The organism is Dinoroseobacter shibae DFL 12 = DSM 16493, from assembly GCF_000018145.1.
In the GTDB taxonomy this organism is placed as follows: Bacteria; Pseudomonadota; Alphaproteobacteria; order Rhodobacterales; family Rhodobacteraceae; genus Dinoroseobacter; species Dinoroseobacter shibae.
The window spans coordinates 2,565,317-2,586,392 of the sequence record NC_009952.1; the positions used below are offsets into that span (position 1 = coordinate 2,565,317).

Consider the following 21,076-nt stretch of genomic DNA (forward strand, 5'->3'; position numbering starts at 1 on the left):
CGGGTCTGGATGGCAGGGTACACGATGCCGCGCCGCAAAGCCAGTCCGCAGGTCTTAACGGCGCCCCGGCACCCCCGGAATACCCCGGAATACCCCGTCGGATCCGGGTCGGGCTTGCGTCGGACATCTGTCGGGCAAGTGTCGGGCACCTCCGCGCGGTGCGGTAACGCCACGTTAGGGGATGCGGGCCGGACCCGGCCGAAGAGCCGATGGCGCCAAGGTGACAGAAGGGGCCGGCCCGAGGTCGAAATTACTTTGAACCGTTTTTCAACACGCGGCGACCAAGGGGTTCCTCAGCGCCCTGAGGCTTGCCGAACGTGATCGGTGACGGGGTGAGGAGGGGATTTTTCGAAACGCTCCAAGGAGAGAACCCAAATGGCACGCTTCAACTTTTTCAACCTGATCTTTGGTCACGGCAACACCCATGGCACCGAGGACAAGGACATCATTGTCGGTTCGTTCGGTGCGGACGATATCAACGCCAAGGGCGGCGATGACCTCGTTTTCGGCCTGTCCGGGGATGACAAGATCTCCGGCGGCGAGGGCGACGATCAGCTTTTCGGTGGCTTCGGAGATGACGTCGTCATCGGCAACCGGGGCAGCGATGCAATGTTCGGCGGACAGGGGGATGACCGTCTGGTCTGGAACAACGGCGACGGATCGGACCTGATGGACGGCGGCGAGGGCCATGATGTCCAGCAGGTGAATTTTGACACCGACCTGGTGAACGACGACCTGCAGAACGACGACGTGGCCGAGTTCACGGTGACCGACGCGGGCCTCCAGTTCGCCCGGATCGAGGTGAACGGTCAGTCCGAGCAGGGGCTGTTCCAGCTCGACATCCGCAACACGGAAGTGCAGGAGACGAATTTCGGCGGCGGCGATGACACCGCGATCATCAACAGCGGTGTTCTGGACGCAATCCGGCTCGATCTCGACGGTGGCGACGGCATCGACACGCTCGACTTCAGCCAACTCGACACCAACGTGTCGGTGAACCTCGAAACCGGACAGATCGTGGACAACGTCTTCTTTGCCGCCTCTTTGCCCGAGGAGTTCGAGATCGGGGCAAGCCTCGCCGCGGCCCCGGTGGTCGAGACCTCGCAGGCGATCGATTTCGAGAACGTGATCGGCACGGAATTCAGCGACGCTCTGACCGGCAATGCCTGGGACAACGTGATTTCGGGCGGCGGCGGCAACGACCGTATCGCGGGCGGCGCAGGCAATGACACGCTCATCGGCAACAAGGGCAGCGACACCGTCGATGGCGGGTCGGGCGATGACAAGATCGTCTGGAACAACGGCGACGGGTCGGACCTTTTTGACGGGGGCGCCGATGACGACGTGGTGCAGGTCAATTTCGATACCGATCTGGTGAACGAGGATCTGCAGAACAAGGACGTGGCCGAGTTCTCGACCACCGACGCGGGCGTTCAGTTCGCCCGGATCGAAGTGAACGACCAGACCGAGAACGGGCTGTTCCAGCTCGACATCCGCAACACCGAGACCCTGGAGACCAATTTCGGCGGCGGCGCAGACACGGCGGTCATCACGGGCGACGTGCTGGGCGAGATCATGCTGGATCTGGATGGCGGGGACGGCGTGGATACGCTCGATCTGAGCCAGGCCTCCGGTCCGGTCGGCGTGAACCTCGAGACCGGCGCGATCGAGGTCGACCACGGCGCAGGCCAGGCTGCGGCCGCGATCAACTTCGAGAACGTCACCGGGACCGACAGTAACGATGTCATCGTCGGGAACGCACAGGACAACGTCATCCGGGGGGGGCTCGGGGACGACACGATGTCCGGCGGCGCGGGTGCCGATACCTTCGTGTTCTTCGAAGCGGATATAGGCGTCGATGTCATCCTCGATTTCGAGATCGGAATCGATCAGCTGGCCTTCTTCACCAACGATCCGGAGGTCACCCAGGACAGCCTGCTGTCGAACCTCGATCAGGTCGGGGATGACGTGGAACTGTCTCTCAACAACAAGGTGATCACCTTCGAGGACACGCAGGTCGCGGACTTCTCGGCGGACATGTTCATGATCGCCTGAGCCGATCCCGCTGTCACAACATCCAGGGCCCCGCCGGCATCACGTCGGCGGGGTTCGTCTTGCGCGGGGGGAGTGCGGGCTCATTGCGTGCAGACGTCTTCGGCGAGCGCGAGCCCGTACCCGAAAGTCGGATCGCGCCCTTCGGATCCAAGCTCTGCGCTGGTTCGGGCCAGCAACGCGCGGACGTCGGACGCATCCCGCGCCGCGGTGATCTCGGGATCCGCCGCGAGGCGCGCCGTCACGAAGGGGGTGGCGATCGAGGTCCCCGTGACGAAGCGCGGGCGGCCTTGCGTGCTGACCAGCACATCGACGCCGGGGGCCGCGATGTCCACATGGGGCCCGCGCACCGCGTTGCGATAGACCCGGCGGTCCGCGTCTATGGCCGTCACGGCGATCACGTCCCGGAACCCGGCGGGATACATCGGTTCGACCCCGGGCCCGTCATTGCCCACCGCGGCGACCAGAACCAGGCCCCGCGCGGTGGCCCGCTCCACCGCCAGATCCAGCAGCTTGTTATAGGGCCCGGCCAGCGCAAGATTGACCAGGCGCACGTCTTCGCTGGCCAGCCAGTCGAGCGCGCGCACCAGCGCATCCGCTCCGGCGGCGAGATCCGGGGTCTGGGACTGGCCGAACACGTTGGCCCCGTAGATGCGAACGTCGCGCAGCCGCTCCGGGTCGGCCAGCACGGTGGCGACATCGGTGCCGTGGGTGGCCGCGGCGGACGGGCCGTCGAAGAACGTCCGGCTCGTCACGTCCACCCCCGAGAGGGCGGGCGCGGAGGTGTCGATTGCCGTATCGATCACCCCGATCGCCACATGGGCGCGGCAGCCCCCGTCAGCCCATCTCATGATGGTGTTGGCGTAATCGAGCGCCAGCGCCGACGACGGCTGCTGTTGCAAACGATAGGCGTGATCGACGCCGACGGTCGATGCGGGGACCGCGCCTTCGAGGGCCGCGATCGCCTCCGGCCCCGTGACGCCGTCCGGCATCCGGTAGACCAGCATCGTCAGGCCGAGCCCGTCGAGCCGGGCCACATCAAGTTCGCGATACCCGGTCGATTGCGCCTCGAGGCGGATCTGGTCGGCGCTGGCGCGGTCGGGCACCAGCGCGATGATCTTTCGCGGGTCCACCACGTCCGACGGCTGTGGCCCCGTCGCCTGTGGCACGGCGCAGCCCCAGGCGGCCATGGCGACCGCGACGGCCAGGACGCCCAGACGGATGCGTGCAAGCTGGGACAAGCGGGCTTTCTTTCTCTCATGGCGCTTGGCACTCGGGGCTTTGCACCCGAGACGCCGCAGCGTTGAATGGCGCAGAAATACACTCTAGAAGTGAGCAATCGGCGGGCACGGACCCAAGTTTGAACCATTCCCTGGGATCCTTCGACAAAGAACCACTGGCATGACGATTTTGTGAGCGAGAACACGTGGACCGCGAAGAGACCATACTCGACTACTTCCAAGGCCGGCTGACGCCCGAGCGCCGGGCGGTTTTCGAGGAAGAGATGGCACAGGATGCGTCTCTTGCCGCCGAGGTGGCGTTGTTGCGGTCCGTGCGGGAGGACATGGCGCAGGCGCCCAGACATGAAAAGGCCGATCAGGTCTGGGATCGCGTGTCGGCAGAGATCGATGCCACCCCCCGGGCCGCGAATGACAACCGGCCCCTCTGGAAGGCGGCTTTGAAATATGCAGCCGTTGTCGTGCTGTCCGTGGCCACCTGGCATGTCGTGGTCGGACCGCGCCTCGGCCCGGATCCGGAGGGGTTTCGCACCGCGAGCGAGGACCCCGCCGCCTTCAGCGTGCAGGTGCAGTTCGTCCAGACCGCCAGCTATGGCGACATCGCCGCCTTGCTCGCGTCGCTCGGTGCCCGGATCACGGACGGGCCCAGTGCGCTTGGCCTCGTGCGTCTGTCCTTTGCGGACGCCGATGCGCGACAAGAGGCCCTCGGCGTGCTGGAAGCGACCGGCGACCTCGTGGCGTTTGTCGCGGAATAAAGGCGCTATCGCCGCAAGCCCCGTTCGAGACAGCGCATGAGCGCCCGTTTTGCATGATGGATGCGGGTCTTGATCGTACCGACCGGCACGGCTTCGATCTCTGCAACCTCGGGATAGGTCAACTCCTCGAGGAAGGCGAGCCGAACCGCGGCCCTCTGCGGGCCGGACAAGCCCTCGAGGCAGTGGTGCAGGCGCGCCCGCTCCGCCGCGGCAATGGCGGCGGCTTCGGGATTGGGGGCCGTATCCTCGACCTCGGGCACGTCCTCCACATAGGCGTGCTTTCCCCGCTTGCGCAGCGCGTCCACCAGCTTGTTGCGCGCGATGGAGAACAGCCATGTCTTGACGCTCGACCTGCCCTGGAACTTGGCCGCGGTCCGCCAGACATCGAGCATGGTGTCGTGGACACAGTCCGACGCCAGCTCCGGATTGCCGGCACGTGACAGGCTGAACGCGTAGATGGCGTCGTTGTACCGCAAGTAGAGCGCGTGCATCGCCCGCTTGTCGCCCATCCCGATTTGCGCGACCAGATCTATGTCATCCATGGGCCATTACATCCGCACCTGAATGCCAGAAGGTACCCGACAGCGCATGCCATCTCCGAGAGTTGTGTTCAACGTCAATCCCATGCGGGCGTCGCCGCCATGTGCGACGATAGCAGGCGTGGCCGCGATTTCATGCGCGATGAGCGGCGGATCGCCGAAACAGCCCTGTTTGGGAACGAGCGCGGCCTGGCGTGCCGTGTTGCGAAGATGCGGAAGGTCCGTGCGGGTGCGCGGGGTCCGGCGGAGTGACGGGCCTTGGCGCCATGCCCGTTGCGCGCGCCGGTGGATGCAGGTTTGGCCCCGGGGGCGGGCGCGCGGTGTGGCTAGGGCGTTCGGCGCCGGGCCCGTTGCCGCCAATGCGCTGCGTAGTGCCGCAGGCGGGTCTTGGACGCCGCCGGTAGCGCGACGAGGCTGTCGGGGCGCGGCGGGGCGCCGGCATCGCCGCCCGCCAGCAGGGCCGCACCGGCGCTGGTTCCGGTGGTGCCGGAGGCGCGGACCACATCCGCCTCCATCGCGACGCTGAGCATTTCGAGATAGAGGCGATTGCCGGCGAAAGGTCCCTCGACGATGATCTTGCCCGCATGCCCGATATTGGACAGGCACTCGGCCGTCACCAGCGCCAGATAGAGCGCGACGGCCGCGCCGCGGGCGCCGGTCCCGGGCGCGGGGGCGTCGCCTTCCCATCGCGAGGCCTGGCCCTTGAACGGGCCTGTGTCGGGCACGACGGCGGGCAAAAGCAGGATCTGCCGCGACAGGATGTGGTCGAGGTCTTGGGCGCTCGGCGGCGGGCCGGTGCCCTCGGTGGCCAGGTCATGCTCGCGCCCGCCCATGAACCGGGCGGAGGGCGCGGGCTGGCCGAGGGCCGTGACGTTGATCAGCGTGTCGAGATCGGGATCGAGCACCACGGGCCTGCCGCCGACGGACATGGCAACGACCCAGGTGCCGGTGGAGATCACGCTGAAGGGGGAGGTCTGGGTCAACACGTAAGGCAGAAGCGAGGCGTTGGAATCGTGGATGCCGCAATGAACGGGCGTGCCGGGGGCCAACCCGGTCTGCGCGGCCACCGCTGGCAGCACCGGCCCGAGGATGTCATGCGGCTTGCGGACGGGGGCGAGCTTGCCCGTCAGCCCGAGCCTGTCGACCAGCGACGAGACCGCCCCGGCATGGGGGTTCCACAGATCGGTATGACACCCCAGCGAGGTGACATCGGTCGCGGTCACGCCGGTCAGCTTGGCGCCCCAGAATTGCGGGTAGGTGACGATCTGGCGGGTGCGGTCCCTGAGGGCCGGGTCGGTGTGGAACTGCCAGAAGAGTTGCGCGCCGATGTTCAGCCCGCCCGCCAGGCGCGGCGACCCGGTTTCCGAGAAAGGCGGGCGAAGCGCGTCATAGGCCAGCGCGGTGTCGTCCGGGCCGGGGTGTTCGTAGTCGAGAATGGGAGCGGCCAAGGCGCCGTCCTTTTGAAGAAGGGCCGCGCAGGCGCCATGCGTGGTGATCGAGATCGCGTCGATCCCGTGGCGGGCCTGGAAATCGCGCAGCCCGTCCAGCAGGAAGGCCCAGTGCCCGTCCACGTCGAAATGCGGCCAGGGCGGACCCGGCAGGACCGTGTTGGGCCGCGTGATCACTGAGATTTCGGTCAGGCTCTGTCGGTCGACCAGGGCCAGCTTGGCGTTGGTCTTGCCGATGTCGATGACGGCGACGTGACGTGTCATGGCATGTGGAACACGGTGTCGAGCGGGGTGACCACGGGCGCGTTGTCCGGCTGGGTTTGCATGATGTCGGCCATGTGCGCCCACCATTTCTGCATGACCGGATGGCTCGGGAGGTCGTCCATCCCGTGCCCCTCCTTGCGCCACAGGACGGCAAAGAGCGTGTCGGTCTCGGGGTCGAGGTGGATCGAGTAATCCGACACGCCGGCCTTGCGGAGAAGATCCACCAGTTCCGGCCAGATCGCGTCGTGGCGTTTGATGTATTCCTCCCGGCAGCCGGGGTTCAGCATCATCTTGAAGGCGATCTTTTCCATCAGCGCGCCCGCCACATGGACCACAGCCGCGGCAGGGCGATCACCCCGATCAGCAGCGCGCCGATCACGATGGACATCACGATCCCCGGCACGTTCAGCAGGCCGAGCCCGAAGGTCACAAGCCCCATCACGAAGGCGGCGATGACGACGCCCAGGATGGTGCCCGATCCGCCGAGGATGCTGACGCCGCCGAGCACGACCATGGTGACCACCTCCAGCTCCCAGCCCATCGCGATGGAGGGGCGGGTGGAGCCGAGGCGCGCGGTCAGGCAGATCGCCGCGACGCCGGACATGAGGCCCGTGAGCAGGAACAGGATGAATTTCACGCGCTGCACCCGGATGCCCGAGAACATCGCGCCGGTGGCATTGTTGCCGATGGCGTAGACCGCGCGGCCGAAATTGGTCTTGTGCAGAAGCATCGCGTAGATCACCGCGATGATGGCGAAGAGGACAAGCTCGAACGAGATCACCCACCAGACATAGCCCTGGCCGAACCAGGAGAAGCTCTCGGGGTAGCCCCGGAAGGCCTGGTCGCCCAGAACGATGTAGCTGATGCCGCGAAACAGGCTCATGGTGCCGATGGTCACGACGATGGAGGGCAGTCCCATCCGGGTGACCAGCACACCGTTGAACGCGCCACAGAGCAGCCCGACCCCGAGCCCGATCAGCACCAGCCCGGGCGTGCCGACGCCCATCTGCACCGCCGCGCCCATGGCGGTCGAGGCCAGCGCAATGATGGAGGCGACCGACAGGTCGATCTCCCCCGAGATGATCAGCAGCGCCATGGCGAAGGCGATCATCGCCTTTTCGGTGAAGTTGAAGGTTGCGTCGCTCAGGTTCCAGGCGTTCAGGAAATAGGGGGAGGCGAAGCTGTTGGCGACGAAGATGCCGATGGCCACCAGCAAAAGAAGCGTCTCCCAGCTCTTGAGGCGCTGCTCCATCGGAGAGCGCAGGCGGTCGGGGATCATGCGGTCGGCTGTGCTCATGATGTTTGCTCCGCGCGCTTGAGGATGATGCGACCCTTCTTGCGGTTGGCCTGGGCATTGAGCGCGACGGCGATGATGATCGCACCGCCCGAGATGGCCAGCTGCCAGAAGGGGGAGATATCGACGACCGGCAGGGCATTCTTGATGATGCCGAGGAACAAGGCCCCGAGCAACGCGCCGCCGACGGTGCCGACGCCGCCCATGATCGACACACCGCCGATGACGCAGGCGGCGACCACGTCCAGCTCGAACCCGCCGGCGATATCCACGTAGGACACCGCAAAGCGCGAGACCCAGAGATACCCCGTCAGGCCCGCCAGGGCGCCGGAGATCGTGAAGGCCCAGAACTGGGTCTTGCCCACATCGATGCCCGCGTAGGTCGCGGCATGGGGGTTGCCGCCCGCCGCGTAGAAGGCACGCCCCAGGGTGGTCCGGGTCATCACGATCGTGAACAGGATCACGGCCAGGATCGCGATCCAGCTGAGGACCGGGAGGCCGAGGAGTTCCGCCCGCGGGAAGGCCTTGAAGGCGGGGCTCATCTCGTGACTGTTGACCCATTTTCCGTCGGAGATCAGGAAGATGATGCCGCGGAAGATGGTCATGGTCCCCAGCGTCACCACGATGGGCGGGATTTGCAGCTTCCACACGAGAAGCCCGTTGAACATGCCCAGCAGCGTGCCCAGTCCGATGGCGATGGCGAGGATCACGACAATCGGCAGGCCCGGAGCCGCAACATTGACCATCGACACGACCATGCCGGTCAATGCCAGGTTCGCCGCGACGCTGAGGTCGATGCACCGGGTCAGGATGACGATCATCTGGCCGATCGCCAGCAGGATCAGCGGCGATGTATCGTTGAACACATGCGCGAGGTTCGACGGCGCGATGAATGCGGGGAACCGGGAGGCGATCAGCGCCAGCAGCAGCAGGATCGCCGCGATCAGCAGTGTTTCCCGGGAGGCGATCAGGCGTTTCAACATGACCCGTTTCCTTCAGATCCCCGCGGCGTGGCGGACAAGGGTTTCAGGTTGCAGGTCGTCACCCGCCAGTTCGGCCACGATGCGCCCCTCGCGCATGACGATCACGCGGTCGGACATGCCCAGCACTTCGGGAATTTCCGAACTGACCATGATCACGGCGAGCCCCTGGGCCGCCAGTTCCGCCATGAAGTCGTGCACCGCGGCCTTGGAGCCGATATCGACGCCTTTGGTGGGCTCGTCGAGGATGATCACCCTGGGCCGGGTGGCCAGCCATTTGGCGATCACGACCTTCTGCTGGTTGCCGCCGGACAGGTTGCCGACATGGGTGTCCAGCGAGGCCGCGCGCAGGTCGAGCCGTTCGGTGTATTCGCGGGCCAGGGCGAACTCCTCGGCCAGCCGCAGGAAGCCCTTGCGGGAGATCCGCCCGAGCGAGGGCAGCGTGACGTTCTGAAAGATCGGCAGGTCGAGGATGGCGCCTTGCTTGCCGCGGTCCTCGGGGACATAGACGATCCCGTGATCGACCGCGTCCGCGGGGGAGCTGATTTCGGCCCTGGCCCCGCCGATCTCGACCGACCCGGCGGAGGGGCGGGTGATCCCGAACAGGGATTGCATGAATTCCGACCGCCCGGCCCCGACCAGTCCGTAGAACCCCAGGATCTCGCCCTCGCGCAACGTGAAGCTGATATCGTCGAATTCGGTGGGATGGGCATAGCCTTGGACGGTCAGAACCGTGTCGCCCACATTGGGCGCGCGCTGCGGGAAAATCTGGCTGACATCGCGGCCCACCATCATCTTGACCAGGTCGGCCTCGGTTACATCGGCGATCGCGCCGTCCCCGATCAGCTGGCCATCCCGGAAGACGGTGTAATTGTCCGCGATGCGGAAGATCTCGTCGAACTTGTGGCTGATGAACAGGATCGCCTTGCCCTGGGCCTTGAGGCTTTCGACCAGCTCGTAGAGCTCTTCGATCTCCTTGTGGGAGAGCGCGGCGGTGGGTTCGTCCATGATGACCACGCGCGCCTCGATCGACAGGGCGCGGGCGATCGCCACGAGGTGCTTGTTGGCAATGCCCAGGTCCTTGAGCTTGTGATCCGGGTCGAGCTCGGCGCCGATGCTGGTCAGCAGGGCGCGGGCGTTCTCGGTCGTCTTTTTCCAGTCGATCAGACCGAAGGCCCCGCGCGGCGCATGGCCCAGAAAGATATTCTCGGCCACGGACAACTCATCGAACAGGACCGTTTCCTGGTGGATCGCCGTGACCCCGTGATCGGCGGCGGCCTGCGGGGTGGAAAACGGCACCGGCTGACCGTCAACGAGGATGCGGCCGCCATCGGGCTGGTAGATGCCGGTGAGGATCTTGACGACGGTGGACTTGCCGGCACCGTTCTCGCCGATCAGCGCGGTCACCTTGCCGGGGTACAGAGACAGCGAGACGTCGGACAAGGCCTTCACGCCCGGGAAGGTCTTGGTGATGTGCGCCAGGGCCAGCGCCGCCTGGGACACAGGCGGGTCTTCGGACGGCAAGGGTCTCTGCGTTTGGTGCAGCATCAACTGTCCCGGAATGAAAGGGGTGGGGTGTGACGCGGGCCCGAAAGCCCGCGTCGGAGATCCGTCGTCGCCCTAGAAGATCGACTTGAACTGATCGATGTTGGAGGCGTCGTAGATGAACGGATCGGCCATGGCGGCCTCGTTGTTCTCGTCCAGGGTGATGGTCCCGACGCGCCCGATGGAGATCTCTGTCCCCGGCTCCGCCGTGGCCGCGCCGGAGGCGAGCGCATGGGCGATCATCGCGGCCGAGTAGCCCAGATCGATCGGGTTCCAGATCGCGAAGGACTTGGATGCGCCGCTTTCGATGGCACCGGCCATCTCGGAGGGCAGGCCAAGGCCGGTCACGTTGACCTGGCCGATCTTGCCCGCATCCGCGACCGCTTGTGCCGCGGCGACGATCCCGACGGAGGTGGGCGCGATGATCGCATCGAGGTCCGGGAAGGACTGCATCAGGCCCTGCGCTTCGCGGTAGGACTTGTCGGCCAGGTCATCGCCATAGACGGTGGAGACCACGTTGATGCCCGGATAGTCGCCCAGCACCTTGGTCATCTCTTCGATCCAGATGTTCTGGTTGGTCGAGGTGGTGGTCGCGGACAGAACCGCGACATCCCCGCCATCGGGCAAATGATCGGCGGCAAGCTTGATGATCATGTTCCCGATCAGGGCGTTGGAGGAGGGGTTCAGGTGCATCTGGCGCCCTTCGGGGGCCACGCCGGAATCCCAGGATATCACCGTGATGCCCCGCTGCATCGCCTTCTTGAGCGTCGGGACCAGCGCATCGGTGTCATTGGCCGACACCGCGATGGCATCAACGCCCTGGGCGATCAGCGAATTGATTACCTCGATCTGGCCCTCGGCCGTGGTGTCGGTGGGACCGGTATAGATGATCTCGACGCCCCCGAGTTCCGCGGCGGCTTCCTCGGCGCCCTGGGCGGCGGCCTCGAAGAAGCCGATGCCGAGGGCCTTCACGACGAGGGCGATGCGCATCTCGTCCTGGGCCATGGCGGTTGTGCCGAACAGGCTGGCGGCAAGGCTGAGCCCTGCGGTGAGTTTGGTGAAGGTGCGACGTTTCATTGGTTTCCTCCCTAAGGTACGATCGCGGATATGGCCGGTCACGAGGCCACGTTTTTCTGAGCGCCCCCCGAGTGGGCGACGATCAGGGTCACTTCTGCGGCGTCGAGCATGGCGGCCGCCTTGTCTGAGATCCGGTCATCGGTGATGACCTTGGTGATGCGGTTGAGCGGGCACAGCACGAGGCTGGAGCGTTGCTCGAACTTGCTGCTGTCGGCCAGAACGATCAGCTCATCCGCCTGCCCGATCAGTTTCTGTTCCGCCTGGATCAGGAGCGGGTCCGCCTCCATCAGGCCCAGCGGCCCGAGGCCCTGGGCCCCCATGAACATGCGCCGCGCACAGAAATTGCGGGTCACGTCATTGTCGAACGGGGACAGGATGATGTTCTGTTCGCGGTAGATCGTGCCCCCCGACAGCATGACGGTGTTCTTGGAGTGCTTCAGCAGGTGTTCGGCGATCGGGAAGGAGTTGGTGAAGACCTGCATCCGGCGGCTTGCCAGCGGATGCACCATCTGGAACGTGGTCGTGCCGCCATTGATGATGATCGCGTCGCCATCGTCACACAGCTCCACCGCGGCCGCGGCAATCGCCTGCTTCTCTTCGATCCGCATGGTTTCGTTGACCGAAAACGGTCGCCCGGCGAGGCCCACGAATTGCGGCGGGCTCAGCGCCTCGGCACCGCCGCGCACGCGGCGCAGCAGCTTTTCGTGATCGAGCGTGGCGATGTCACGGCGGATCGTGGCCTCGGACGCGCCGGTCAGATTGCACAGGTCCCCGACGGTGACGACGGGGCGTTCCTCGACCGCGGACAGAATGATCGTATGACGTTCTTTTTCGTGCAAATCGAGCCTCCCTCGGCGCACAGGCTGTCCAGATTCGCACCATCTGTCAATCATTATCCACCATATTCCGTCATTCTGCGGTGCAGAATGATTGCTTGTGATTGATAATGATTGACAAGCCCGGCTGCACCGCTCAGCGTAAAGGCCACAGAGATGGATCGGCGTGCCGCGCCAGCCGGGAGGAAACATGTTGAAATCATTGGAAACGCAGCTGCTTGAAAGTCGGTGGGACGACGAGGTCGCCAAGGGCATGAGCGAATCGGAACTGTTGCTCTATCGGTCGAACATCCTCGGCGCCGACAAGCGGGTGACGAATTACGGCGGTGGCAACACATCGGCCAAGGTGATGGAGGCCGACCCCCTGACCGGCGCGCAGGTCGAGGTGCTTTGGGTCAAAGGGTCCGGCGGGGATATCGGCTCGATCAAGATGGACGGGTTCGCGACGCTTTACATGGACAAGCTGCGCGCGCTGAAGGGGCTGTATCGCGGGGTCGCGTTCGAGGATGAGATGGTCAGCTACCTGCCGCATTGCACCTTCCGGCTGAACCCGCGCGCGGCCTCCATCGACACGCCCCTGCACGCTTACGTCCCGCGCAAGCACGTCGATCACGTCCATGCCGATGCGATCATCGCCATCGCCGCCTCCGACAATTCGAAGGAGCTCACGCAGGAGATTTTCGGAAACCGGATCGGCTGGCTGCCGTGGAAGCGGCCCGGCTTCGAGCTGGGCCTGTGGTTGGAGAAATTCTGCCGGGAGAACCCCGAGGCGGATGGTGTCGTGCTCGAAAGTCACGGGCTGTTCACCTGGGCCGACACCGCGAAGGAGTGCTACGATCAGACGATCGACGTGATCAACGTGGCGACCCGGTGGCTCGCCGAGCGCAGCGCGGGTGTCCCGGCCTTCGGCGGGGCGATCCACGAGAGCCTTCCGGCCGCGGCCCGCCGCGAGGTCGCCGCCCGGCTGATGCCCGCCATCCGCGGTTTCGTGTCGGACAATCAGCACATGGTTGGCCATTTCAATGACAGCGACGCGGTGCTGGAATTCGTGAACGCGCGGGACATGGAGGCGCTCGCGGCGTTGGGCACCTCCTGCCCGGACCATTTCCTGCGCACGAAGATCCGGCCCCTCGTGGTGCCGTTCGATCCGGCGCAGAATAACATCCTGGCGGTGCTGTCGGAGCTGCCGGACCAGGTTGCGGCTTACCGTGAGGCCTATGCCGCCTATTACGCGCGCTGCAAACATGACGACAGCCCGGCCCTGCGCGACCCGAACGCGGTGGTCTATCTGGTGCCCGGGGTGGGCATGATCACCTTTGCCAAGGACAAGGCCACGGCCCGGATATCGGGCGAGTTCTATGTCAACGCGATCAACGTGATGCGCGGCGCGTCGGCGGTCAGCACGTACCAGGGCCTGCCGGAACAGGAAGCTTTCGATATCGAGTACTGGTTGCTGGAAGAGGCCAAGCTGCAGCGCATGCCGAAACCGAAATCTCTTGCCGGCCGCGTGGCCCTCGTCACCGGCGGTGCGGGCGGGATCGGGGCGGCCACGGCCGAGCGGTTCCTGGCCGAAGGTGCCTGCGTGGTTCTGGCGGATATCAACGAGGACAGCCTGGCATCGACGCAGGAGAGGTTGTCGGAGCGGTTTGGCGCGGATGTCGTCCGCTCGGTCGTCATGAACGTGACGCGCGAAGAGGCCGTCGCGGCGGCCTTTGCGGAGGCGTCGGTGGAATTCGGCGGGGTGGATATCCTGGTGTCCAACGCCGGGATTGCCTCCTCCGCGCCGATCGAGGAGACGTCGCTGGCGCTGTGGAACAAGAACATGGACATTCTGTCCACCGGTTACTTCCTGGTCAGCCGCGCGGCGTTCAAGCTGATGCGGGTGCAGGACATGGGCGGCGCGGTGGTGTTCGTGGCCTCCAAGAACGGATTGGCCGCGTCACCGAATGCGGCGGCCTACTGCACGGCCAAGGCGTCGGAAATCCATCTGGCCCGGTGCCTGGCCCTTGAAGGCGCGGAGGCCGGCATCCGCGTCAACGTGGTGAACCCGGACGCGGTACTGCGGGGCTCCAAGATCTGGGAGGGCGACTGGCTGGAACAGCGCGCGGGCACCTATGGCACCGACAAGGACGGGCTGGAGGAGATGTATCGCCAACGCTCTCTGCTCAAGCGGTCGGTTCTGCCGGAAGATATCGCCGAGGCCTGCTATTTCTTCGCCGCGGACGCGTCGTCGAAGTCCACGGGCAACATCATCAACGTGGACGCGGGCAATGTGCAAGCGTTCACACGCTAGGGGATGAGCATGGGCTACGAGAACGCGAAAGCCGCCTTTGCGGAGTGGGGTGTGGACACCGAGGCCGCGTTGGCGCGGCTGAAGACCATCCCGATTTCGATGCATTGCTGGCAGGGCGACGATGTTGTCGGTTTCGAGCAGAAGACCGGCAGCTCCGGCGGCGGCATTCAGGCCACCGGCAACCACCCGGGCCGCGCGCGCACGCCCGACGAGTTGCGCGCGGATCTGGAATTCGCCTACGCGATGATCCCGGGCCGGCACCGGTTGAACCTTCACGCGATGTATCTCGACACCGAGGCGACCCCGGACCGGGACGAGATCGAGATCGCGCATTTCGCGCCCTGGGTCGACTGGGCCCGGGCGCAGGGGATCGGCCTGGATTTCAACCCCACCTTCTTTGCCCATGCCAAGGCCGACGACAACCTGACGCTCAGCCACCCCGATCCGGGCATTCGCGACTTCTGGATCGAGCATGGCAAACGCTCACGGGAGATCGCGGCCGGGATGGGGGCAGCGCTTGGATCGGCATGTGTGAACAACATCTGGGTGCCCGATGGCTACAAGGACACGCCGGTGGACCGGATGGCTGCGCGGGCGCGTCTGGAGGCGTCGCTCGATGCGATGCTGGCGCCGCCGCAGGATCGGGCCCGGATGCTGGACGCGGTGGAAAGCAAGCTCTTCGGGATCGGGGTCGAGGCCTGCACGGTGGGCAGCCACGAATTCTACATGGGCTACGCGATCCGCAAGGGCACGTTGTTGTGTCTCGACATGGGCCATTTCCACCCGACCGAGAACATCGCGGACAAGCTCAGCGCCGTTGCCCTGTCCCTCGATGAGATCCTGCTGCACGTGTCGCGCCCCATGCGGTGGGACAGCGACCACGTGATCCTGCTCGACGATGACATCCTGCAGATGGCGCAGGAACTCGTCAGTGCCGATTTGCTGGGGCGCACCCGGATCGGGCTGGATTTCTTCGACGCGACGATCAGCCGGACCGCTGCCTGGGTGATCGGGACGCGCAACATGCAAAAGGCGCTGTTGCGCGCGCTGCTGATGCCGCTCGACAGGTTGCGGGCGGCGGAAGATGCCCTGGATTTCACCACCCGGCTCGTGGTGACGGAAGAGGTCAAGGATTTGCCGTTCGGCGCGGTCTGGGCCGAGTTTGCCGCCCGCGAAGACGTGCCGAATGGCCAGAAGTTGATCCGCGAACTCGACAGGTATCAGGCGCAGGTGTCAGGGCGCGGGTGACGCGCAGGCGGGGCAACGCGCCCCGGCGCGCGCAAGGCCAGGGGCATGCATGCAGGCCGCGCATCTCGAGACGCCCGGCACCGCCGCCCGGCGAGGCGCCCGGGCTATCAGAGCCCGTAGACCCGGTGGGCGGTGTCGTGGAACAGCGCCCGACGGGCGGCTTCGGGATCCTGTCGGGTGGCCGCATCGAAGCCCGAGAAGATGACATCGAACGACCCGCACACCCCGTCGACCGGGAAATTCGAGGCGAACATGGCGCGCTCGGGTCCAAAGACGTCGATACAGGTCCGGATGATCGCGCGGTTGTCTTCCAGCGCCCAGGGACGGTCGGGCAGGCCGAGACCGGAGATCTTGATGACGCTCTGCGGCAGGGTGGCGAAGCGCCTCAGGGCCGCCTCCCACCCCGCCAGCCCCGCCGCGGAACGATCGGAGGGCAGACCGGCGTGGTTGAGAATGATCGGCGTCTCGGGCGCGAGCGCGGCCAGGTCCATCGCCTCGTCCAGATGCCACCACGGGGTTTGCAGATCGAACATCAGGCCGCTGTCGGCCAGGCGGCGGAACCCCTCGCGATAGGCGGTGTCCATCATGCCGCCGGCGGGGCCGCCCGGCGCCGGGTTGGCGCGGGGCTTGTGGCGGACGGATTTGACGATGGGCAGGGTCTTGTAGACGCTCAGAACCTCCGCCAGGTCCTCCCGGTCCAGCCATGCCTGGGCGACATGGGCGGCCGGTCGGCCGGTGCGATTGGCCAGATCCTGCATCCAGTGCGCCTCGCCCACCGGGTCGGCCGGATCCCATTCGCCCTCCATCGTGACGGTGGCGACGATATCCCAGCCCCTAGAGACCGCGTCGTAGTCATCGGGCATGAACGGTTTGCGGATCGAGGAGTAATCGCCGTAGCGGAACGGGATCATCGGCTCGTCGCGCAGCCATGGGTGATAGTTCGCGACCGGGTCCCAGAAATGGTGATGGGCATCTATGATCTTCATGGACTTTCCTTCCGACGTGAGCGCATGGCCCGCATGATGGGCAGCACCCAGATCATGAGGACGATGAGTGCAAGGGCGGCGGCCACAGGGCGCGAGACGAATATCGCCAGGTCGCCCCGGGATTTCAGCATCGATGTGACGAAGTTGAATTCCAGCATGCCGCCCAGAACGATGCCGAGGATGGCGGGGGCGATGGGGATCCTGTTTTCTTCGAAGATCCAGCCGACCACCCCGAAGGCCAGCATGGTCAGCACGCCGTAGCTGGTGTTGTTGATCGCGAAGCTGCCGACGATACAGCAGGCCAGCACCACGGGCGCGAAATAGGCGGGCGGAATGCGCAGCAGGTGCCGCGCCATGCGGATCACGGCCCAGCCCAGCGGGATCAGCAACAGGTTCGCCAGCAGGAAGGCGAACAGGATCGCGTAGACCAGTTCCGGCGACTTCACGAAGATGATCGGACCCGGCTCCAGCCCCTTGAGATACAGCACACCGATCACGATGGCGGTGATGCTGTCGCCGGGGATGCCGAAGACCAGCGTCGGCACCCAGGCGCTGGAGAGCGCGGCGTTGTTGGCCGCCCCGGCCTCGATCAGCCCCTCGTCATGGCCCTTGCCAAAGGCCTCGGGCGTGGCCGAGCGGCGGCGGGCAATCGCATAGGCGACCCAGGCGGCGATGTCCGCCCCGGCCCCCGGAAGGGCCCCCACCAGCGAGCCGACCGCCCCGCCGCGCAGCAGATTGCGCCAGCGCTTGCGCAGCGTGGCGCCAAGCCCGGCCAGGATCGGGCCCATGGTCGGGGTCGCGATGCGCGGCTGCCGGGCGGTGAGATTGCGCAGGACCTCGGGCAAGGCGAACATGCCGATCATCGCGGGAATGAAGCTGACCCCGCCCATCAGTTCGATGGAGCCGAAGGTGAAGCGCGGCTGGCCTGCGACCGCGTCGATCCCGATGGTGGCGACCCAGAGACCGAAGAGCAGGGACACGATGCCCTTCAACGCCGACCCCGCTGCGATGATGGCGGCGCAACTCAGCCCCAGAAGGGCCAGCCAGAAATACTCCACCGAGGAAAAATTCGTGGCAAAGCGCGCCAGCAGCGGAGCCGCCACCATCAGCGCAATCACCCCCATCACCCCGCCGACGCAGGCCGAGACCATGGACAGGCCCAGGGCGCGTTCCGGCTTGCCTGCCTTGGTCATGGCATAGCCGTCCTCGACATAGGCGGCGGAGGCGGGTGTGCCGGGGATACGAAGCAGCGTGCCCGGGATGTCTCCGGCGAAGATCGCCATGGCCGCGAGAGACGCGATGGAGGCGATGGCCGGGACCGGATCCATGAAGAACGTGATCGGGATCAGCAGGGCGACGCCCATCACCGCCGTGAGCCCGGGAATGGCGCCGAGCGTGATGCCCAGGAGGCTGGCGATCAGGATCGCGCCCAAAGTCGCGGGTTCGGTGACCAGCACCAGGGCTTCCCAGTAGACATTCATGTCAGGAACCGTTCGATTGCCCCGAAAGGCAGCGGCACGCGCAGCAGAATGCCGAAGACGAGATAGAGGAGACAGGCCATGACCAGCGCGGTGAGCGCCGCCGGGACGAGGCGCCCCCCCGCCACGAGGATCAGGATCCAGATCATCAGGGTCGTCGTCGCGATGAAGCCCAGGTAGGGGGAGACGACCACCCAGCCGATCACCGATGCCAGCGCCGCCGCGACCTGCCACTTGGCCGCCCCGCGCAACAGAGCCGGCAGCCGCAGCCACGGCCCGTCAGCGCGCATTGCCAGCATCGCCGCCCCGGTCAGGATCAGGGCGGTCCCGACGATCCGCGGGAAAAACGCCGAGCCGAACTGCTGACCCGGCAGTTCCCGAAACCCGAGGGTGCCAACAATAATGGCCACGCCGCCACAAATGGCGAGCGCTCCGATCAGGCGGTCATTCAATTGCATGTCGGCACCCGGTTTGTGCGCGGTTGCCGATGTGTCGTGAACACCGGCAACCGGCTTTGCCTACTGGGCCAGGCCGAGGTCGGTCAGAAGGCCGGCCGCATCATTGGCGAAGGCCGCGGCATAGGACGAAAACGCCTCCGAGCCGTCGAAAAGTGGCGTGATGCCACGCTGCGCCAGGGCCTCTTGCACCTCGGCGGAGCCGTGGGCCTGTTCGGCGGCCGCTTCGATCCTGGCTTTCACGTCCTCGGGCAGGCCCGCGGGCGCGCACAGGGAGAACCAGTTGGTCAACGACCAGTCCACGCCGCTTTCCTTCAGTGTCGGCACATCCGGGAAGGCGGGCGAGCGTTCGTCGGACATGATGCCGAGGATCTTCACTTCGCCTGCGTCGGCCAGGGCGCGCGCCTCGATGGGCGATCCGGTGAACATGCTGATGCCGCCGGCCACGAGATCCTGAAGCGCCGGGGCCCCGCCCTGGGACGGGATGAACTGCACGGTGTTCACGTCGCCGCCGACCTGTTTCATCATGCCCGCGATGGCCATGTGCCATGGCCCGCCCAGGCCGGAGCCGGAGGAGCTCAACCCGCCCTTCTTGGCGGCGGCGATCAACTCCTCGAGCGAGTTGTAGGGACTGTCGGCCGCGACGGTCACCCCTGCCGGGATCACCGCGAGGCGCGAGATCAGATCGAAGCTCGCGGGCGTGATCGGGGCCAGGCCGATGGTTTCGAAATAGGTGATCTCGGAGGTACAGGCGCCCAGGGTGTAGCCATCCGGAGTGGCATTGGCGATGGCCGAGTGGCCGACGACGCCCGAGCCGCCGGTGCGGTTGACCACGTTGATGGGCTGGCCCATGGCCTCTTCGAAGCCGATGGAAAACAGCCGGATGATGGTATCGGTGCCGCCGCCGGCGCCCCATGGCACGATGATCGTGACGGGTCGTTCCGGGTAGTCCGCCAGCGCCGGGCTGGTACCCAACGCCAGAACACCGGCCATGACGGCCGCGATCTGTGTCTTGAATGAAGTCATTTCGAAGTTCCTCCCAGTTGAAAGTCCTGAAGTTCTGGTCGTTCAGTAATCGGCAGGCAAAAGGGCGTCCGGCATGTTCTGATAGCACACGGGCCGCAGGAATCGCCGGATCGAGAGTGTCCCGACCGAGGTCGCACCGAAATTCGTGGAGGCCGGATAGGGCCCGCCATGCACCATGCTGTCGGCAACCTCGACGCCCGTGGGGAAGCCGTTGACAAGCATCCTGCCCGCCTTGCGTTCGAGCAGCGGCACCAGGGATCTCGCATGGTCGGTGTCGCCGTCCTCCATGTGGAGCGTACAGGTGAGCTGGCCCTGGAGGGACCTGGCGATCCGGGCCATTTCGGCCGCATCCTGCGCCTCCACCACCAGGCCGAGCGGCCCGAAGACCTCCTCTTGCAGGGTGTGATCGGCCAGCCAGTCCCTGGCCGCGACACGGTAGAGACAGGGGTGCGCCTCGCGCCCATCGCAGGGGGCGCCCAGCAGTTCCGAGGTTTGCGGGTGCGCGGCCAGACGGGCGACGCCGTCGCGATAGGCCGCGGCGATCCCCTCCGTCAGCATGGTTTGCGCGGCGGTCTCGCGCAGGGCGGCCTCGGCGGCGGCGACGAAAGCGTCGGCGCCCGGCAGCACCACCGCGATGCCGGGATTGGTGCAGAACTGCCCCGCCCCCATGGCCAGCGAGCCCGCCCAGCCCGCGCCGATCTCGGCCCCACGCGCCGCGATCGCCTCGGGCAGCAGGAACATCGGGTTGACCGAGCCCAGCTCGCCGAAGAACGGGATCGGCTCGGGCCGTGCGGCGCAGAGATCGAAGAGCGCCCGCCCCCCGGCGAGCGAGCCGGTGAAGCCCACCGCGCGGATCAGCGGGTGTTGGACGAGGGCTGTGCCCACGTCGCGCTTGCCGCCCTGGATCAGGCTGAAAACCCCCGCGGGCATCCCGGTCCTGGCGATGGCCGCGTGGATCGCTTCGGCCACGATCTCCCCGGTGCCGGGATGGGCCGAGTGGCCCTTGACCACCACGGGGCAGCCCGCGGCCAGCGCCGCCGCGGTGTCGCCGCCCGCCACCGAGAAGGCGAGCGGGAAGTTCGAGGCGCCGAACACCGCGACCGGGCCGATGGGGCGTTGGACCAGCTTCAGGTCCGGGCGCGGCAGAGGCGCGCGGTCCGGCAGAGCCGGATCATGCCGCCGGTCGAGGCAATCGCCCTTGAGGATATGTTCGGCAAAGAGGCGCAGCTGCCCGGTGGTTCGGCCCCGCTCCCCTTGCAGGCGGGCTTCGGGCAGGCCGGTTTCCTGGGTGCCGATCCCAGTGATGATCTGGGCGCGGGCGTCGATCTCGTCGGCGATGGCGTTCAGGAAGGCCGCGCGGGTGGCCGCGTCGCTGTAGCCATAGCTGGCAAAGGCGTCCTCCGCGGCAGCGCAGGCCTGATCGACCAGCGCGGGCGTGCCGACGGAGAATTCGTGGGCGGGCCCGTGGGCGGGATCGGAGGCGAAGGTCTGATCGCTCCCGACCCAGGCGCCGGCGATCAGGTGTTTTCCGTGGGGGGTGAAGCTCATCTTGCGTATCCGTC

General features: G+C 66.2%; 18 protein-coding genes. 4 read left to right on the top strand and 14 right to left on the bottom strand.

Annotated elements, in window-relative coordinates; all coding sequences use genetic code 11:
* The first annotated feature begins 375 nt into the window (after nucleotides 1–375).
* Nucleotides 376–2,055 (top strand): calcium-binding protein, encoded by a 1,680-nt coding sequence (locus DSHI_RS12340; RefSeq protein WP_012179090.1) that lies wholly within the window; start codon nucleotides 376–378, stop codon nucleotides 2,053–2,055.
* Nucleotides 2,056–2,135: 80 nt separating this feature from the next.
* Here the strand turns inward: DSHI_RS12340 and DSHI_RS12345 are convergent, their stop codons facing one another.
* Complete coding sequence (locus tag DSHI_RS12345) at nucleotides 2,136–3,293, bottom strand: S8 family serine peptidase (RefSeq protein ID WP_012179091.1); 1,158 nt, start codon at nucleotides 3,291–3,293, stop codon at nucleotides 2,136–2,138.
* 185 nt (nucleotides 3,294–3,478) lie between these two features.
* Between DSHI_RS12345 and DSHI_RS12350 the strand changes: the two genes are divergently transcribed.
* Entirely contained in the window at nucleotides 3,479–4,045 is a 567-nt protein-coding gene (locus DSHI_RS12350; protein ID WP_012179092.1) for an anti-sigma factor family protein, read from the top strand.
* Between the two features lie 5 nt (nucleotides 4,046–4,050).
* On the opposite strand, the gene DSHI_RS12355 is transcribed toward DSHI_RS12350, so the two are convergent.
* The 8 genes from DSHI_RS12355 to DSHI_RS12390 all read right to left on the bottom strand — a co-directional run bounded on the left by DSHI_RS12355 (nucleotide 4,051) and on the right by DSHI_RS12390 (nucleotide 12,031).
* The gene (locus DSHI_RS12355) at nucleotides 4,051–4,587 is read right to left on the bottom strand and encodes an RNA polymerase sigma factor (RefSeq protein ID WP_012179093.1); all 537 of its coding nucleotides are present in this window, start codon (nucleotides 4,585–4,587) and stop codon (nucleotides 4,051–4,053) included.
* 323 nt (nucleotides 4,588–4,910) lie between these two features.
* A complete protein-coding gene (locus DSHI_RS12360) occupies nucleotides 4,911–6,296 on the bottom strand; it encodes an FGGY-family carbohydrate kinase (protein WP_012179094.1) in 1,386 nt (461 codons plus the stop codon).
* Nucleotides 6,293–6,607 carry an L-rhamnose mutarotase gene (gene rhaM / locus DSHI_RS12365; RefSeq protein ID WP_083768427.1) on the bottom strand — a complete coding sequence of 105 codons (315 nt, stop codon included), beginning with the start codon at nucleotides 6,605–6,607 and terminating at the stop codon, nucleotides 6,293–6,295. Before rhaM ends, DSHI_RS12360 begins: the two co-directional genes overlap by 4 nt.
* Nucleotides 6,607–7,593 (bottom strand): ABC transporter permease, encoded by a 987-nt coding sequence (locus DSHI_RS12370; RefSeq protein WP_012179096.1) that lies wholly within the window; start codon nucleotides 7,591–7,593, stop codon nucleotides 6,607–6,609. The genes rhaM and DSHI_RS12370 overlap by 1 nt, the downstream gene beginning before the upstream one ends.
* A complete protein-coding gene (locus DSHI_RS12375) occupies nucleotides 7,590–8,573 on the bottom strand; it encodes an ABC transporter permease (protein WP_012179097.1) in 984 nt (327 codons plus the stop codon). The genes DSHI_RS12370 and DSHI_RS12375 overlap by 4 nt, the downstream gene beginning before the upstream one ends.
* 12 nt (nucleotides 8,574–8,585) lie before the next feature.
* Complete coding sequence (locus tag DSHI_RS12380; RefSeq protein WP_012179098.1) at nucleotides 8,586–10,118, bottom strand: sugar ABC transporter ATP-binding protein; 1,533 nt, start codon at nucleotides 10,116–10,118, stop codon at nucleotides 8,586–8,588.
* Between the two features lie 72 nt (nucleotides 10,119–10,190).
* Nucleotides 10,191–11,192 (bottom strand): rhamnose ABC transporter substrate-binding protein, encoded by a 1,002-nt coding sequence (gene rhaS / locus DSHI_RS12385; protein ID WP_012179099.1) that lies wholly within the window; start codon nucleotides 11,190–11,192, stop codon nucleotides 10,191–10,193.
* 38 nt (nucleotides 11,193–11,230) lie between these two features.
* Entirely contained in the window at nucleotides 11,231–12,031 is an 801-nt protein-coding gene (locus tag DSHI_RS12390) for a DeoR/GlpR family DNA-binding transcription regulator (RefSeq protein ID WP_044027859.1), read from the bottom strand.
* Nucleotides 12,032–12,218: 187 nt separating this feature from the next.
* Here DSHI_RS12390 and DSHI_RS12395 point away from each other — a divergent pair, with 187 nt between their 5' ends.
* Together DSHI_RS12395 and DSHI_RS12400 are read left to right on the top strand one after the other, a co-directional pair.
* Nucleotides 12,219–14,321, top strand: coding sequence for a bifunctional rhamnulose-1-phosphate aldolase/short-chain dehydrogenase (locus DSHI_RS12395; protein ID WP_012179101.1), 2,103 nt, complete (start codon nucleotides 12,219–12,221; stop codon nucleotides 14,319–14,321).
* 9 nt (nucleotides 14,322–14,330) lie between these two features.
* Nucleotides 14,331–15,569 (top strand): L-rhamnose isomerase, encoded by a 1,239-nt coding sequence (locus DSHI_RS12400; protein WP_012179102.1) that lies wholly within the window; start codon nucleotides 14,331–14,333, stop codon nucleotides 15,567–15,569.
* Nucleotides 15,570–15,676: 107 nt separating this feature from the next.
* On the opposite strand, the gene DSHI_RS12405 is transcribed toward DSHI_RS12400, so the two are convergent.
* Genes DSHI_RS12405 through DSHI_RS12425 form a run of 5 tightly spaced genes read right to left on the bottom strand, consistent with a single transcriptional unit; the run spans nucleotide 15,677 to nucleotide 21,062 of the window.
* Nucleotides 15,677–16,555, bottom strand: a complete 879-nt coding sequence (locus DSHI_RS12405) for an amidohydrolase family protein (protein ID WP_012179103.1) — start codon at nucleotides 16,553–16,555, stop codon at nucleotides 15,677–15,679.
* Entirely contained in the window at nucleotides 16,552–18,036 is a 1,485-nt protein-coding gene (locus DSHI_RS12410; protein ID WP_012179104.1) for a tripartite tricarboxylate transporter permease, read from the bottom strand. The genes DSHI_RS12405 and DSHI_RS12410 overlap by 4 nt, the downstream gene beginning before the upstream one ends.
* The gene (locus tag DSHI_RS12415) at nucleotides 18,033–18,491 is read right to left on the bottom strand and encodes a tripartite tricarboxylate transporter TctB family protein (RefSeq protein ID WP_012179105.1); all 459 of its coding nucleotides are present in this window, start codon (nucleotides 18,489–18,491) and stop codon (nucleotides 18,033–18,035) included. The genes DSHI_RS12410 and DSHI_RS12415 overlap by 4 nt, the downstream gene beginning before the upstream one ends.
* Before the next feature lie 60 nt (nucleotides 18,492–18,551).
* Entirely contained in the window at nucleotides 18,552–19,514 is a 963-nt protein-coding gene (locus DSHI_RS12420; protein ID WP_012179106.1) for a tripartite tricarboxylate transporter substrate binding protein, read from the bottom strand.
* A 42-nt stretch (nucleotides 19,515–19,556) separates the two neighbouring features.
* Nucleotides 19,557–21,062, bottom strand: a complete 1,506-nt coding sequence (locus tag DSHI_RS12425; protein ID WP_012179107.1) for an aldehyde dehydrogenase (NADP(+)) — start codon at nucleotides 21,060–21,062, stop codon at nucleotides 19,557–19,559.
* Nucleotides 21,063–21,076 lie beyond the last annotated feature (14 nt).